Source organism: Streptomyces sp. NBC_01320 (assembly GCF_035974375.1).
Lineage (GTDB): Bacteria > Actinomycetota > Actinomycetes > Streptomycetales > Streptomycetaceae > Streptomyces > Streptomyces yanii.
In genome coordinates this window covers 8,842,517-8,856,684 of the sequence record NZ_CP108390.1, presented here as the reverse complement: position 1 = coordinate 8,856,684, position 14,168 = coordinate 8,842,517, and the positions used below count along the sequence as shown (strand labels likewise).

The window sequence follows — 14,168 nt, the reverse complement described above, 5'->3', positions numbered from 1 at the left end:
GGCGCGGATTCGGTCCGCTTGGCACGCGCTGCGATGGAAATGGCGACGTGGTCCGCTCCGATGGCGCGCCTGCCCGCACTTACACGAGCCAAACAGAACAGTGACCCAGCTCACATTTGGGTCGGTGTCAGTGAGGTGCGGCATCATCGGGGTGTGACGCGACGCCTGATGCTCCTCGACACCGCTTCCCTCTACTACCGCGCCTACTTCGGGGTCCCCGATTCGGTGCGCGCACCGGACGGCACGCCAGTGAACGCCGTGCGCGGTCTGCTCGACTTCATCGGGCGGCTCGTCCAGGACCACCGGCCGGACGACCTGGTGGCCTGTATGGACGCGGACTGGCGGCCGCACTGGCGGGTCGAGCTGATTCCGTCGTACAAGGCGCACCGGGTCGCGGTGGAGACCGCCGACGGGCTGCCCGACGAGGAGGAGACCCCCGACACACTGGCGCCGCAGGTCCCGATCATCGAGGACGTGCTCGACGCGCTCGGCATCGCCCGGGTCGGTGTCGCGGAGTACGAGGCGGACGACGTGATCGGCACGCTGACCGGTCTCGCCACCGGCCCGGTGGACATCGTGACCGGCGACCGGGACCTCTACCAGCTGGTCGACGACGCCCGTGAGGTGCGGGTCCTCTACCCGCTGAAGGGGGTGGGGTCGCTGCAGCTGACGGACGAGGCGTGGCTGCGCGAGAAGTACGGGGTGGACGGCTCCGGCTATGTCGATCTGGCGCTGCTCCGCGGCGACCCCAGCGACGGCCTGCCGGGGGTCCCCGGCATCGGTGAGAAGACGGCGGCGAAGCTGCTGGACACCTTCGGCGATCTGGCCGGGATCATGGCCGCGGTGGACGATCCGGCGGCGAAGCTGACTCCCTCGCAGCGCAAGCGGCTCGACGAGGCGCGGGACTACGTGGCCGTCGCGCCGACCGTGGTCCGGGTCGCGGGTGACGTACCGCTGCCCGCGTTCGATCCGGCGCTGCCCACCGAGCCGCGCGACCCCGCCGCCCTCGAAGCCCTGGCCGCCCAGTGGGGACTGGGCGGTGCCCTGCAGCGCCTGCTCTCCACACTCCGGAACTGAGGTGCTAACTTAGGTAAACCTAAGTACTTGGAGCAGGGAGAACCTCGTGGCAGAACGACCGGCGCGGCAGGCACCCACGGCGCAGGGGGCCCAGGTCCTGCGCACCGAGCGGATCACCCCGCACATGGTGCGCGTGGTACTCGGTGGTGACGGCCTGGCCGGTTTCGCGCTGTCCGGGTTCACCGACCACTACGTCAAGCTGTGCTTCGCGCCCGAGGGCGCGGACTATGCGCACCCGTTCGACATGGCCCGCATCCGCGAGGAGTACCCGCGCGAGCTGTGGCCCACCACCCGCACCTACACGGTCCGCTCCTGGGACCCGGTCACCCGGGAGCTGGCGATCGACTTCGTGGTCCACGGCGACGAGGGCCTGGCGGGGCCGTGGGCGCTCCGCGCGGCTCCGGGTGACCAGGTGACCTTCCTGGGTCCCGGCGGCGGTTACGGACCCGACGCGTCGGCGGACTGGCACCTGCTGGCCGGTGACGAGAGTGCCCTGCCGGCGATCGCGGCGGCTCTGGAACAGATGCCTGCGGGTGCGGTGGCGCACGCCTACATCGAGGTGGTGGACGCGTCCGAGGAGCAGAAGATCGTGACGGCCGACGGGGTCGAGCTGACCTGGCTGCACCGTGGCGACCGCCCGGTCGGCGAGGCGCTGACCGCGGCCGTGAAGTCCCTGGAATTCCCGGTGGGCCGGGTGCAGGCGTTCGTGCACGGCGAGGCGGGCTTCGTGAAGGAGATCCGCCGCCATCTGCGGCTCGACCGGCAGATCCCGCTGCCGCAGCTGTCGATCTCCGGCTACTGGCGCCTCGGTCAGAACGACGACGCGTGGCGCTCGGTGAAGCGCGAGTGGAACCAGCAGGTGGAGCGGGAGCAGGAGAGCGCCGCATAGGCCGCCCGCCCGGGGCACCTGTGGTGGACATCCACGCCCCGGTCACTGTCCGGGACGGTGACCGGGGCGTCGGCATGCGGCGGCGGTGTGCACGCGACCGGGTCGTCCGCGTACGAAACGGTGGCGCCGGCGGACACGCGACCCGGGCACCCACGCGTCGGACGCGTTCCCCTCATCCGCCCCCGGCCCGCTCCCCCTGCTCGCCGCCGTACGCCCTGGCCGAGGCGTCCACGTGCGCGAGCCTGCGCAGCGCGCTGAACATCGCCTCGCCCAGCACCGTGCCGACGACCACGCTCTCCACCAGGTCCTCGCGCGCCACCCGCCGTCCCACGTAGTCGAGATCGGCCCGGGCGACCGGTTCCGCGGCGCTCGCGTAGTCGTCGAGCAGCTCGCAGAAGCCTCCGTGCCCGGCCCGTCGCAGTGCGGCCAGCACCCCGGCCAGGGCCTCACCGGCCGGACTCCGCGCCTCCACCCGCCAGCCGCGCCGCTCCAGCAGCTCGGCCACCTCTTCGCGGGCGTCGTCCAGTTCGGGCCCGGGTTCGCTGCCCTCGATCGCCGTGATCCGCTTCGCCGCCACGCCCAGCACGTTGTGCACCGGCTGCGCGGGGTCGTCGATCGTCCGGAGTACGTCACCGATCGCGGAGAGCGAGAGTCCGCCGACATCCAGGAGGGCACGGATCAGCTTCAGCCGGCGCTCGTGCCCGGAGTCGTACGACGCCTGGTTCGGGCTGGTCAACTCCCCCGGGGGCAGGAGCCCTTCCCGCACATAGAACTTGATCGTCGCCACCGAAACCCCGGACCTGCGGCTCAACTCGCCGATGCGCACGCTGCGTTCTCCCTTTCTGCTCTTGCCAACCCCGCACCCCATCATAGATAGTTCCACTATCGGATAGCGGAGAGTCTCACTATCCATAATCTTCGGTCTTCACAGGGAGTACACCCATGCCGTCATGGCGTTCCTGGCACCGCCCGTTAGTCCTCTTCGCCGCGGCGATGGCTGTCATGGCCGTCATCTCCGGAGTGGGACTCCTGGTCGACGACCGGGTCCTCGCGGGCTCGGCGATCTGGTTCAAGCCCTTCAAGTTCGCGGTCTCGTTCGTGGCGTACGCCCTGGCGCTCGCCTGGATGCTGACACTCCTCACCCGCGGCCGGCGCACCGGCTGGTGGGCCGGGACCGTGGTCGCGGTCTCCAGCCTCACCGAGATGGCGATCATCACCGCGCAGGTCATCCGCGGGAAGCGCAGCCACTTCAACCACGCCACCCCGTTCGACGAGCGGCTGTTCACCGCGATGGGCGTCACCGTCGCCGTCCTCTGGACCGGAACCCTGGTCATCGCGGTCCTGTTGCTGCGCGCCCGTATCCAGGACCGCGCCGCCGCCCTCGCGATCCGCTCGGGGGTGTTCATTGCGCTGGTGGGCGCGGGAATCGGCTTCGTGATGACTCAGCCGACTCCCGAGCAGCGGGCCGCCGGGAACCTCGACACCGCGGATGTGATCGGCGCACACTCCGTCGGCGTACCCGACGGCGGTCCCTCGATGCCGCTCACCGGCTGGTCGACGACCGGCGGCGATCTGCGCATCCCGCACTTCGTCGGCATGCATGCGCTCCAGTTCCTCCCGCTGCTCCTGCTCGCCCTGGTGGCGCTGGCCCCGCGCTTTCCCCGGCTGGGCGATCCGCGGGTACGGCTGCGCCTGGTGCTCGTCGCATCAGGGGTGTACGCGGCGGTCGTCGCCCTCGTCGCGTGGCAGGCGCTGCGCGGGCAGTCACTGATTCATCCGGACGGCGCGACGCTCACCGCCGCGTCACTCGTCCTGGCCGCCACCGCCGCCGGAACGTATGCGGCGCTGCGGCCGACTCCCGCACTCCGCGCCACGGATTCCGTCGAGAAGGAGTTCATGGCATGACCGGTGCACTCTTCGAGGTCTCGTTCTGGCTGGCAGCGCCCTTCTGGCTGCTCATGATCCTGGCGCCGCACTGGCGGCCCACCGCGCGCCTCGCGGCGTCCCCTCTGACCGTCCTGCCGGTGCTGGCCGTGTATCTGATGATGGCCGTGCCCGTCTTCCCCGAACTGTGGACTGCCGTGCGCAGCCCCGACATCGACACGTTCCGCGACCTGACCGTGCTGGCGAACGGGGCGGGGGCGATCTGGGCGCAGGTCATCGCGTGGGATCTGCTGCTCGGCCAGTGGATGTTCCTGGAGGGCCGTCGGCTGGGTGTCCCCGCGCTGGTGATGAGCCCTCTACTGGTACTGACCATTCTGCTGTCACCGTTCGGCCTGCTGGCCTTTCTGGTGCTGCGCGCGGTCCGGAAGCCGAAGAGCCGGCCCGGGGAGACCCTCCCGGACCGGTTCCACGACGCGGCGCTCTCCTGACCCAGCGGCCGCACGCGCCGTCAGACGGACTTCTGGTACGAGCGGAAGGTGCGGGTCGACAGCCAGACCGCGACCACCGCGAGGGCGAGCAGCGCTCCCCCGCGGCTGAGCACCAGTCCCCAGTCGGGCTCGGCTGTCAGTGCCGAACGGCCCGCCAGCATCGCCCAGTTGACCGGGTTGAAGTCGGCGATCTGCCGCATCCAGGACGGCATCTGGCTCGGCGCCATGAACGAGGACGAGAGAAAGGTCAGCGGCAGCAGCAGGAACGTGTTGATACCGATGATCGACTCACGCTGGCGGACCAGCATCCCCAGCGCGTTGGAGAGCGCACCGAAGACCGTACCGAGCAGGATCGAGGCGACGAGCAGGATCAGCAGCCCGCCCGCACCACCCGGGTACGTCGCACCGGCGGCCCAGCCGAGCAGCACGATGATGACCGACTGGACGGCGGTACTGATGCCGTTCTGCACGACGTTGGCGTTCATCAGCGCGTTCCGGCTGACCGGGGTGGTCAGGAAGCGGTTGAGCGTGCCCCGCTCGATCTCCTCCAGGGTGCCCATGCCGGCCCACATGCTCGATCCGAGGGCGCTCATCACGACAATGCCGGGGATCAGGTAGTCCAGATAGGACGTGGTACCGAACCCGCCGAGCTCGACTACCTTCTTGAAGAGGTTGCCGAACAGGAACAGCCAGATCACCGGCTGGACCAGGGAGATCGCCAGGAAGACCGGCTGCCTGATGATCGCCATGAGCTGACGTTGGGTCATGTACCAGGTCTGGGCGATGACGTGACTGCTCATCGGGCGCCTCCTGCAGCGACCGTGGCGGGGATCTGCTGGGCGTCCGCGGCCTCGGCCTCGGAGAAGCGGCGTCCGGCGTAGCGCAGATAGACGTCGTCGAGAGAGGGGCGGGCGACCGTGGCGGCGGCGACCGTCGCACCGGCCCGGTCCAGGGCGCCGAGCAGTACGGGGACGGCGGCGGCGCCGTCCTCGGCGCGGACGCTGACCCGGCGGCCCTCGGCCAGCACCTCGTACACCCCGGGCAGCCCGGTGAGCGCGGCGGTGACCGCCGCACGGTCCGCGTCGGTGCGGAGCTCCATGTGGACGGCGTCGCCGCGGAGTTCGCCCTTGAGTTCGTCGGGGGTGCCCTCGACGACGATCCGGCCGCGGTCGACGATCGCGATGCGTTCGGCGAGCCGGTCGGCCTCCTCCAGGTAGTGCGTGGTGAGCACGATGGTCAGGCCCTCGTCGCCGGCCAGCCGGGCGATCTCGTCCCACATGGCCGTACGGGCCTCGGGGTCGAGTCCGGTGGTGGGCTCGTCCAGGAACAGCACCTCGGGGCGGTGGACCAGGCCGAGCGCCACGTCCAGGCGCCGCTGCATTCCGCCGGAGTACCCCTTGACCTGCCGCTTCCCCGCGTCGGCGAGGTCGAAGCGGTCCAGCAGTTCATCGGCGCGGCGCTGGACCGCGGCGCCCCTCATTCCGTACAGCCTGCCCTGCAGCAGCAGGTTCTCCCGGCCGGTGGCGACCGGGTCGGCGCCGGACTTCTGGGCGACGACGCCGATCGCGCGGCGGACCCGGTCGGGGTGGCGCAGCACGTCGTGTCCGGCGACGCTCGCGGCGCCGGAGTCGGGGCGGGCGAGGGTGGTGAGGATCTTGACGGTGGTGGACTTCCCGGCGCCGTTGGGGCCGAGGAGTCCGAAGACCGTTCCGGCACCGACGGTGAGGTCCATGCCGTTCAGTGCGGTGACGTCGCCGGGATAGGTCTTGATCAGTTGTCGCGCCTCTACTGCGGGCGCACGGGTGCTCATGTCGGAGCTCTCCTGTGGTCAGCGGGGTGTTCGGACATGCCGAACCGATCCGCGTGAAGAGAGCCGGGCTATCCTGGGTGTGCCGCACCTCGATCGCCTGGCTCGCCCTCACGGCATGGCCGGTCCGGGGTTCGAGACCCTGGCGGGCGCTGCTCCAACAGCCCCTGCCGGGGTCTTTCTCTTTCTTCGGTACCGCTTGGCGCTACGCCTTCCGCTCGGGATCGAGGACGATCTCCTGTTCGTCGAGGTCCTGCCAGTCCTGCGGAACCTCGCCGGTCTCGTGGAAGGACTTCCACTCCTCGATACCACTGATCGTGGCGTCGAGAAGCTCGCTACGGAATTTCTTGATCCACTCCAGCTGGGCATCGATCATGTGGAGCTGGTATTCGGTCTCCACCACGAAGACCCGGGGCAGCTTCTCCGTCAGCCCGCCGAGGATGCCCCGCATCGCCGCGGACTGGACCGCCAGCGCCGCCTCCCGGGTTTCCAGCAGCTCCGCGACATCCTGCGGAGGCAGCACCGGCAGCAGCGAGAGCGCGGTCTCGAAGACCGGGTACTCGGCGGCCGGAACGGCGAGCAGATCGGAGAGCCAGTCGACCATCTCGGCACGCCCCGCCTCGGTGATGCCGTAGAGCGTGCGCTCGGGGCGGTTGCCCTGGCGCTGCACGCCGGCCACCTCGACGTAGCCGTGCTTCTCCAGGTTCTGAACCACGGTGTACAACGAGCCGAAATTGATCTTGACGCTGTGTTCCTTGCCGCGCCGGCGAAGCGTCTGGGCGATCTCGTACGGATGCATGGACCGCTCGGCGAGGAGCACCATCACCGTGAGCGCCAGTGGATTGCTGAGCTTGCGCCGCTTGGCCACCGCCCCCCACCGCCCTTCACATCGTCAGATCATCACTTCGTCATCGAATACTCGTGTACGAACATATCGCGAGCACCCTTACGCGTCAACCACGATGTATCGCGAATTCGCGGCGGCGTGGAAAGATTTCACGCACTGACCAATCCGCGCTGCCGTCGGCTCCGAATCACCTCATGGAACCGATGCGCATCCTGGGAGGAAGCCCGCGTGAAACAAGCCGTGCACATCAGCGAAGCACCATCGGCGGGGCCCGATCTCCAGGAACTCCTGGGTCTGGTCGCCCGCGGCGACCAGGCTGCGTTCGCCAAGGTGTACGACGCGGTCTGCGGTCCGGTCCTCGGTCTCGTACGGAGTGTGCTGCGCGACCCAGCACAGTCGGAGGAGGTGGCGCAGGAAGTGCTGGTGGAAGTGTGGCGGACCGCCCCCCGCTTCCGGGCTTCCCGCGGCAGCGCCATGAACTGGGTGCTGACGCTGGCCCATCACCGGGCGGTGGACCGGGTGCGCTCCGTCGAGGCGACGACGGCCCGGGAGCACCGGGCGGCACTGCTGGACCGTACGCCGGAGTTCGACGAGGTCACCGAGCAGGTCGAGAGCCGGCTGGAGCGGGAGCAGGTGCGCCGCTGCATGCGGACCCTGTCCGAGCTGCAAAGACAGTCCGTCACACTCGCCTACTACCGCGGCCTGACCTACCGCGAAGTGGCGGAACTCCTCTCCGTACCGCTCGGGACGATCAAGACACGACTGCGCGACGGACTGATCCGGCTGCGCGACTGCCTCGGGGTGAGCGCATGAACACGGTGAATCGCATGAGCGGGGCCGAACTGCACACGCTGACCGGCGCCTACGCCCTGTACGCGCTGCCGGACGCGGAGCGCGGGGAGTTCGAACGCCATCTCGGCGACTGCGAGGCCTGCGCCGTGGAGGTGCGGGAACTGTCCGAGACCGCCACCCGGCTCGGGCTCGCGGTGTCCGCGGCCCCGCCGCGCGAGCTGCGCGACCGGGTGCTGCGGGAGATCACGACCGTACGGCAGGAATCCCCGTCCCGCGCCCGGCGCCCCCGCTCGGCCGTCTCCGTCCAGCGGACCGGCCGCTGGCCGAAGTTCGCGCTCGCCGCGTCTCTGGTCGCCGCTGCCGGGTTCGGCGGGATCGCCGTGTGGCAGAACCAGGTCGCCCGGGACGCACAGCAGGAAGCGCACCGGGCCCAGCAGCAGAGCGAGCAGGTGGCGCGGGTTCTCGCGGCGCCGGACGCGAAGGCGAAGTCCAGCGCGCTGAAGGGCGGGGCCAAGGGCACGGTCGTGGTCTCCCGGAGCGAGAACCGGGCCGTGTTCGTGGCCTCGGGGATGGAGCCGCCGTCCCACGGCAAGGTGTACCAGCTGTGGTTCGACGACCACGGGACCATGCGGTCCGCGGGACTGATGAACCGGGCGACGACGGGCGGCGACACGGTGCTGCTGGACGGGCCGGTCGACGGCGCGTCGGGCATAGGAATCACCGTCGAGCCGGCCGGCGGCTCCGTGCAGCCGACGTCCGCTGCACTGGCACTGCTGACCTTCCCGACCGCATGAGGGGCTCCCTGCCATGACCGTCTCGGTGGCGCTGTTCACCTCCGATCTGCGGCTGCACGACAACCCCGTTCTGCACGCCGCGGTGCGCGACGCGGATGCCGTCGTCCCCCTCTTCGTCCAGGACGACGGCATCCGCCGGACCGGTTTCGACGCGCCGAACCGACGGGCGTTCCTCGCCGACTGCCTCGTCGATCTCGACGCGGGGCTGCGCCGCCGCGGCGGCCGGCTGGTCGTCCGCAGCGCCGACGTGGTGGCCGGGGCCTGCGCCGTGGTCGCGGAGACGGGCGCGGAGAGTCTGCACATCGCGGCCGGGGTGAGCGGGTACGCGAGGGAACGCGAGGAGCGCCTGCGTACGGCTCTCGGGGCTGTCGGCTGCGCCCTGCACGTCCATGACGCGGTGGTCACCGCGCTCGCCCCGGGCCTGGTCGTCCCGGCGGGCCGTGACCATTTCGCGGTGTTCACCCCCTACTTCCGCCGTTGGGAGGCGGCGGGGGTACGGGGCACACTGACCGGGCCGCGGACGGTACGGGTGCCGGACACGGCGACGTCCGCACCGCTGCCGACCCGAGCGGAGGTGACGGGCGTCTCCCCGGGACTTGCCGAGGGCGGCGAGACGGCAGGGCGCAGGCTGCTGACCTCCTGGTTGCACGGCCCGATGGCCGACTACGGGACCGGCCACGACGACCTCGCCGGCGACGCGACATCCAGGCTGTCGCCGTTTCTGCACTTCGGCTGCCTCTCCGCGGCCGAACTGGTGCACCGGGCACGGGAGAAGGGCGGGCCGGGCGCCGACGCGTTCGTACGGCAGCTGGCCTGGCGGGACTTCCACCACCAGGTTCTCGCCGCCCGGCCGGACGCCGCGTGGGCCGACTACCGTCCGCGCGGCGACCGGTGGCGGTCCGACCCCGACGAGATCGAGGCGTGGCGTGCCGGGCTCACCGGCTATCCGCTGGTCGACGCGGCGATGCGACAGCTGGCGCACGAGGGCTGGATGCACAACCGGGGCCGGATGCTGGTCGCGAGTTTCCTCACCAAGACGCTGTACGTGGACTGGCGCGTCGGCGCGCAGCACTTCCTGGATCTCCTGGTCGACGGGGACCTGGCGAACAATCAGCTCAACTGGCAGTGGGTGGCGGGCACCGGTACGGACACCCGCCCCAACCGTGTACTCAATCCGCTGATCCAGGGCAAGCGGTTCGATCCACGGGGCGCGTACGTACGGCGGTGGGTGCCGGAACTGGCGGGCCTGGACGGCGCTGCGGTGCACGAGCCGTGGAAGCTCAGCGGCCCGGACCGGGCCCGGCTCGCCTATCCGGAGCCGGTGGTGGATCTGGCCGAGGCCCGCGCCCGCTTCGAACGGGCGCGCGGCCTCGGCTGACAGCTGACCACCGGCTGCCGGCTCTCGGCTCTCGGCTCTCGCCGCCCGGTGGAAGCGCGGCACTTCGACCAGCATCCGGAGGCAGGAGACGCGCAGTGCGGTGCGCGGCCGGGCGAGGAGTCCGGCGGGCCAGCGGCCGCCCGCGTACTCGATGCCGCACCCCTCGCACCGTATGGACATGCTCATCTCGGACTCCTGGGTGGCCACCCCGAGTTCGGCGAAGAGCCGCAGAAGGTACGGGTACGTACGCCGGTTGTGCACGATGAACCCCGAGTCGACGCGGTGCATCCGTCCGTCGGAGGCGGCGAGGTCATGGGTGTGCGCATGACCGCCGGTCCGTTCGTCCGACTCGTACGGCGGTACTTCGTGCGCCTGACCGAGCACATACGCGGCGGTCGGTCCTGCCATGCCGCTGCCCACCACGGCTGCCCGTCGTCGATTCCGTGCCATGCCGGTTCCTCCGGGCCCTCGGTTCCGGCCCGCCCCGGGCGGGCCCGGTGCGCGCCGAACGGGCCCTCTCACAGGGCCCCTCGAAGGTGATTCGCGGCCGGGACCGAGACGGATCGGTCGATGACCGCCTCTCATCCGATCGGGTGACGGACCAATCCGCCGGGCGTCCGGCGACGAACACCGGATGTGAACGAGGAACAGAACAACGTGCAGGAGCACGGGGCCTCCGGGTCCCGGCGGTCCCGCTGGGCACGTGCCGGTCTTGCCGGGCTCAGTGGTCTGATCGCCGGGTTCTGCGCCCTGGCCGTGGCCGAACTGGTCTCGGCTGTCGTACGTCCGGAGGCGGGTCCGGTCGCGGCGGTGGGCGGGGCGGTCATCGACCGCACTCCCCCGGTCATGAAGGACTTCGCCGTACGGCACTTCGGCACGACCGACAAGCTGGTGCTCGAACTGGGCATCCTGGCGCTGCTGGCGGTTTTCGCCGTGACGGTCGGGCTGCTGGCGCTGCGGCACCGGCTGCTCGGCTCGGCGGCCGTTCTGGTCTTCGGCGTGGTCGGGGCAGTGGCGGCGGTGGGACGGCCGGAAGGCAGCCCCGCCGATGCCCTGCCCTCGGTGGTGGGTGCCGTACTGGCCGCAGGGGTGCTGCATCTCCTGGTCGGACGGCTCGGCCCGGTGCTCCGCCCCTCTCCCGCGGCCGGCGAGAGGGACGGGCAGGGGGACGGTGCCTTCGACCGGCGCGGTTTCGTGATCGCGGCGACCGCTGCGGCGGCGGCCTCGGCCGGTGCGGGGTTCCTGGGACGGCGGCTGACGTCCTCCGTGCAGGCCGGGGCCACCGCCTCACGGCATGATCTGGTCCTCCCGGTCCCCGAGTCACCGGCGCCCGCCGTACCGCCCGGGGCGGATCTGCGGATCCGGGGCCTGAGCTCGTTCCTCACCCCGAACAAGAGCTTCTACCGGGTGGACACCGCCCTGGTCGTGCCCCGCATCGACGCCGATTCGTGGCGGCTGCGGATCCACGGCAAGGGGGTCGCCCGCCCGCTCACGGTCAGCTTCCAGGACCTCCTGGGGCGGGAGATCATCGAGCGGGACATCACCCTGGCGTGTGTCTCCAACGAGGTCGGCGGCCCGTACGTCGGCAATGCCCGGTGGATCGGTGTGCGGCTGGCCGATCTCCTGAGCGAGGCCGGGGTGAAGCCGCCGTCGCAGGGCGGACCCGCCGACCAGATCGTGGCGCGTTCCGTCGACGGCATGACGATCGGCACGCCGGTCGAGACGGTCATGGACGGGCGCGACGCGATCCTCGCCCTCGGCATGAACGGCGAGCCCCTGCCGTTCGAGCACGGCTTCCCGGTCCGCATGGTGGTGCCGGGACTCTACGGGTACGTCTCGGCCTGCAAGTGGATCAAGGACATCGAGCTGACGACGTTCGCCTCGTACGACGCGTACTGGGTCAGGCGCAGCTGGTCCCAGCAGGCGCCGGTCAAGACGGAGTCCCGGATCGACACGCCGCGTCCGTTCGCCTCACCGAAGCCCGGCATCGTGCCCGTCGCCGGGGTGGCCTGGGCCCAGCACCGGGGGATCTCACGGGTGGAGGTCCGGGTGGACGGCGGCCCGTGGCATCGGGCCCGGCTCGCGGCGGAGGACAGCCGGGACACCTGGCGCCAGTGGGTGTGGGAGTGGTCGGCCACCTCCGGCAATCACACGCTGGAGGTCCGTGCGACCGACGGGACGGGCGCCACTCAGACCGGCGAACGCGTCGGCACCGTCCCGGACGGTGCGACCGGCTGGCACTCGGTGGTGGTCGACGTCTCCTGACCCGCCCTCTCCCCGCACGCACCGTCATGCCCCACTCCTTCGTTTCTTCCTCCCTTCTCAACCGTCGCACGCACCCGCGCACCTCTCCTGGAGAATCACATGAACACCCTGCACCTTCGCCGTGCCGCCGTTGCCGTCTCCGCCGCCGCGCTGCTGCCCCTGGCCCTGACGGCCTGCTCCAGCGACTCCAAGGACTCCTCGTCCGGCTCCCCCGCGAGTGCGGCCAAGACATCACCGTCGGCCGCGGCGAGCGAGCCGATGAAGATGAACGAGCCGTTCGGCCCGGCCTGTTCGTCCGTGCCGAAGGACGGCGCGGGAAGCTTCGCGGGTATGGCGAAGGACCCGGTCGCCACGGCCGCCTCCAACAACCCGGCACTCTCCACCCTGGTCACCGCGGTGAAGAAGGCCGGTCTGGTCGACACCTTGAACAACGCGCAGAACATCACGGTGTTCGCGCCGACCAATGACGCCTTCGCCAAGATCCCGCAGGCCGACCTGGACAAGCTGCTGGCGAACAAGGCGGAGCTCACCAAGGTGCTGACGTACCACGTGGTGGGTCGGAATCTGACGCCGAAGCAGCTGGAGAACGGCTCCTACGCCACGCTGGAGAAGGGCAGGCTGACGACCTCCGGCTCGGGCATGACCTACACCGTGAACGACAGCGCGAAGGTCGTCTGCGGCAATGTCCCGACCGCCAACGCCACGGTGTACATCGTCGACACCGTCCTGATGCCCCCGCAGTAGCTCCACAGGGCACCACAGGGACACCACGGACCGGCCGGGGTCGCGTCAGCGCCCCGGCCGGTCTGTGCCGTGTGCGGCCGCGCCGGCCCGCGACGGTGCTGGTGGGCGCGGCATATCGCGCGTACCGGAGCAGGTCGGTCTCCCTGCCGGACAGCCCTTAGGATGCCGCCATGAAGCATGGGGGCAGACAGGACCGCGTGGTGGGCGCCGTGGTCGGTTCGGCGGTCGGCGACGCGCTCGGAGCGCCGTTCGAGTTCGGGCCCGCGGGTGTGTACGCGGACCGCTTCCCCGACGGTGTCGGCACGATGTGCGGGGGCGGTGGCTGGGCTCCGGGCGAGGCGACGGACGATACGCAGATGGCCGTACTGGTCGGTGAGTCGCTGCTGGAGCGGCACGGGCTCGATCTGCCCGACATCTTCGACCGGTTCCGACGGTGGGCCGCGGGTGAGCCGAAGGACATCGGTCTGCAGACCGAGTACGTCCTGACGAACGGCGACCCCTGGGACCGGGCCGCCGCTCTGCACTTCCAGGTCAACGGGCGCGCGGCGGGCAACGGTTCGCTGATGCGGGCCGCCACCTCCGCCGTGTACTTCGCGCGGACCGACGGCCCCGAGCCGGCGGCGCGAGCCACGACGATGGACGCCGCCCGCCGGATCGCAGCACTGACGCATGGCGACGGCGCCGCCTGGGAAGGCACCGCCGTCCTCCACGAGCTGATCCGGGTGGCGCTGAACGGCGACGACCCGCTCACAGCCGTGCCGGGCGCCCTGGCCGACGTCCGCGGCGACCGGCGCGAACGCTGGGCGACCGTCCTCGCACCGGACTGGCATCCCGGTCTGGCGACGGAGTTCAACGGGGCGGTGTGGCCGTGCCTGGGGACGGCGGTCTGGGCGCTGCGCACGACACATGGCTTCGAAGCCTCGCTGGCAGCGGCGATCGACGTCGGCGGGGACACCGACACGGTCGCGGCCGTGACCGGCGCTCTGACCGGGGCGGTGTACGGCATGGGCGCGATCCCGCCACGCTGGACGGATCCCCTGCACGTCCCACTGCCGGGGTACGGGGACCGGGTCCTGCGCACACCCGAGCTGGCGGCCCTGGCCGGGCGCCTGGACGCCCGGAAATCATAGGATTCACGTGGTCCGAAATGTACACATAAGGCTGAGATAAGCGCAGAATGGTGGAGCAGGCGCCTACAGCACA

14 protein-coding genes and 1 pseudogene are annotated in these 14,168 nt (G+C 70.8%); 10 read left to right on the top strand and 5 right to left on the bottom strand.

Translation table 11 applies throughout. The features are described from left to right. Nucleotides 1-168 precede the first annotated feature (168 nt). Both OG395_RS40245 and OG395_RS40240 read left to right on the top strand, forming a co-directional pair. Nucleotides 169-1,077: a 5'-3' exonuclease gene (locus OG395_RS40245; RefSeq protein ID WP_327249614.1), complete on the top strand. Its 909-nt coding sequence runs from the start codon at nucleotides 169-171 to the stop codon at nucleotides 1,075-1,077. A 46-nt stretch (nucleotides 1,078-1,123) separates the two neighbouring features. Next, nucleotides 1,124-1,966, top strand: coding sequence for a siderophore-interacting protein (locus OG395_RS40240; protein ID WP_327247324.1), 843 nt, complete (start codon nucleotides 1,124-1,126; stop codon nucleotides 1,964-1,966). Nucleotides 1,967-2,138: 172 nt separating this feature from the next. On the opposite strand, the gene OG395_RS40235 is transcribed toward OG395_RS40240, so the two are convergent. Continuing rightward, a complete protein-coding gene (locus tag OG395_RS40235) occupies nucleotides 2,139-2,792 on the bottom strand; it encodes a MerR family transcriptional regulator (RefSeq protein ID WP_327247323.1) in 654 nt (217 codons plus the stop codon). Nucleotides 2,793-2,908: 116 nt separating this feature from the next. Here OG395_RS40235 and OG395_RS40230 point away from each other — a divergent pair, with 116 nt between their 5' ends. Beyond that, entirely contained in the window at nucleotides 2,909-3,871 is a 963-nt protein-coding gene (locus tag OG395_RS40230) for a hypothetical protein (protein ID WP_327247322.1), read from the top strand. Continuing rightward, complete coding sequence (locus OG395_RS40225; RefSeq protein ID WP_327247321.1) at nucleotides 3,868-4,338, top strand: ABA4-like family protein; 471 nt, start codon at nucleotides 3,868-3,870, stop codon at nucleotides 4,336-4,338. The genes OG395_RS40230 and OG395_RS40225 overlap by 4 nt, the downstream gene beginning before the upstream one ends. 20 nt (nucleotides 4,339-4,358) lie before the next feature. Here the strand turns inward: OG395_RS40225 and OG395_RS40220 are convergent, their stop codons facing one another. From OG395_RS40220 to OG395_RS40210, 3 genes are all read right to left on the bottom strand, one after another. Then, nucleotides 4,359-5,138 carry an ABC transporter permease gene (locus OG395_RS40220; RefSeq protein WP_327247320.1) on the bottom strand — a complete coding sequence of 260 codons (780 nt, stop codon included), beginning with the start codon at nucleotides 5,136-5,138 and terminating at the stop codon, nucleotides 4,359-4,361. Continuing rightward, nucleotides 5,135-6,148, bottom strand: coding sequence for an ATP-binding cassette domain-containing protein (locus OG395_RS40215; RefSeq protein WP_327247319.1), 1,014 nt, complete (start codon nucleotides 6,146-6,148; stop codon nucleotides 5,135-5,137). Before OG395_RS40215 ends, OG395_RS40220 begins: the two co-directional genes overlap by 4 nt. Before the next feature lie 202 nt (nucleotides 6,149-6,350). Continuing rightward, nucleotides 6,351-7,013, bottom strand: coding sequence for a PadR family transcriptional regulator (locus OG395_RS40210; RefSeq protein WP_327247318.1), 663 nt, complete (start codon nucleotides 7,011-7,013; stop codon nucleotides 6,351-6,353). 207 nt (nucleotides 7,014-7,220) lie between these two features. Here OG395_RS40210 and OG395_RS40205 point away from each other — a divergent pair, with 207 nt between their 5' ends. Genes OG395_RS40205 through OG395_RS40195 form a run of 3 tightly spaced genes read left to right on the top strand, consistent with a single transcriptional unit; the run spans nucleotide 7,221 to nucleotide 9,956 of the window. After that, the gene (locus OG395_RS40205) at nucleotides 7,221-7,805 is read left to right on the top strand and encodes a sigma-70 family RNA polymerase sigma factor (RefSeq protein ID WP_327247317.1); all 585 of its coding nucleotides are present in this window, start codon (nucleotides 7,221-7,223) and stop codon (nucleotides 7,803-7,805) included. 14 nt (nucleotides 7,806-7,819) lie between these two features. After that, nucleotides 7,820-8,578, top strand: coding sequence for an anti-sigma factor (locus OG395_RS40200; protein ID WP_327249613.1), 759 nt, complete (start codon nucleotides 7,820-7,822; stop codon nucleotides 8,576-8,578). 13 nt (nucleotides 8,579-8,591) lie between these two features. After that, the gene (locus OG395_RS40195; RefSeq protein ID WP_327247316.1) at nucleotides 8,592-9,956 is read left to right on the top strand and encodes a cryptochrome/photolyase family protein; all 1,365 of its coding nucleotides are present in this window, start codon (nucleotides 8,592-8,594) and stop codon (nucleotides 9,954-9,956) included. Here OG395_RS40195 and OG395_RS40190 read toward each other — a convergent pair. Continuing rightward, a pseudogene (locus tag OG395_RS40190) lies at nucleotides 9,954-10,406 on the bottom strand (NAD(P)-binding protein); the annotation flags it as partial. The gene OG395_RS40195 and the pseudogene OG395_RS40190 sit on opposite strands and share 3 nt — an antisense overlap. A 279-nt stretch (nucleotides 10,407-10,685) precedes the next feature. Here OG395_RS40190 and OG395_RS40185 point away from each other — a divergent pair. The 3 genes from OG395_RS40185 (at nucleotide 10,686) to OG395_RS40175 (ending at nucleotide 14,095) form a co-directional block, all read left to right on the top strand. Continuing rightward, a complete protein-coding gene (locus OG395_RS40185) occupies nucleotides 10,686-12,221 on the top strand; it encodes a molybdopterin-dependent oxidoreductase (RefSeq protein WP_327249612.1) in 1,536 nt (511 codons plus the stop codon). A 99-nt stretch (nucleotides 12,222-12,320) separates the two neighbouring features. Further along, the gene (locus OG395_RS40180) at nucleotides 12,321-12,965 is read left to right on the top strand and encodes a fasciclin domain-containing protein (protein WP_327247315.1); all 645 of its coding nucleotides are present in this window, start codon (nucleotides 12,321-12,323) and stop codon (nucleotides 12,963-12,965) included. 170 nt (nucleotides 12,966-13,135) lie between these two features. Next, on the top strand, nucleotides 13,136-14,095 hold the full coding sequence (locus OG395_RS40175; RefSeq protein WP_327247314.1) for an ADP-ribosylglycohydrolase family protein: 960 nt from the start codon (nucleotides 13,136-13,138) through the stop codon (nucleotides 14,093-14,095). Nucleotides 14,096-14,168: the final 73 nt, after the last annotated feature.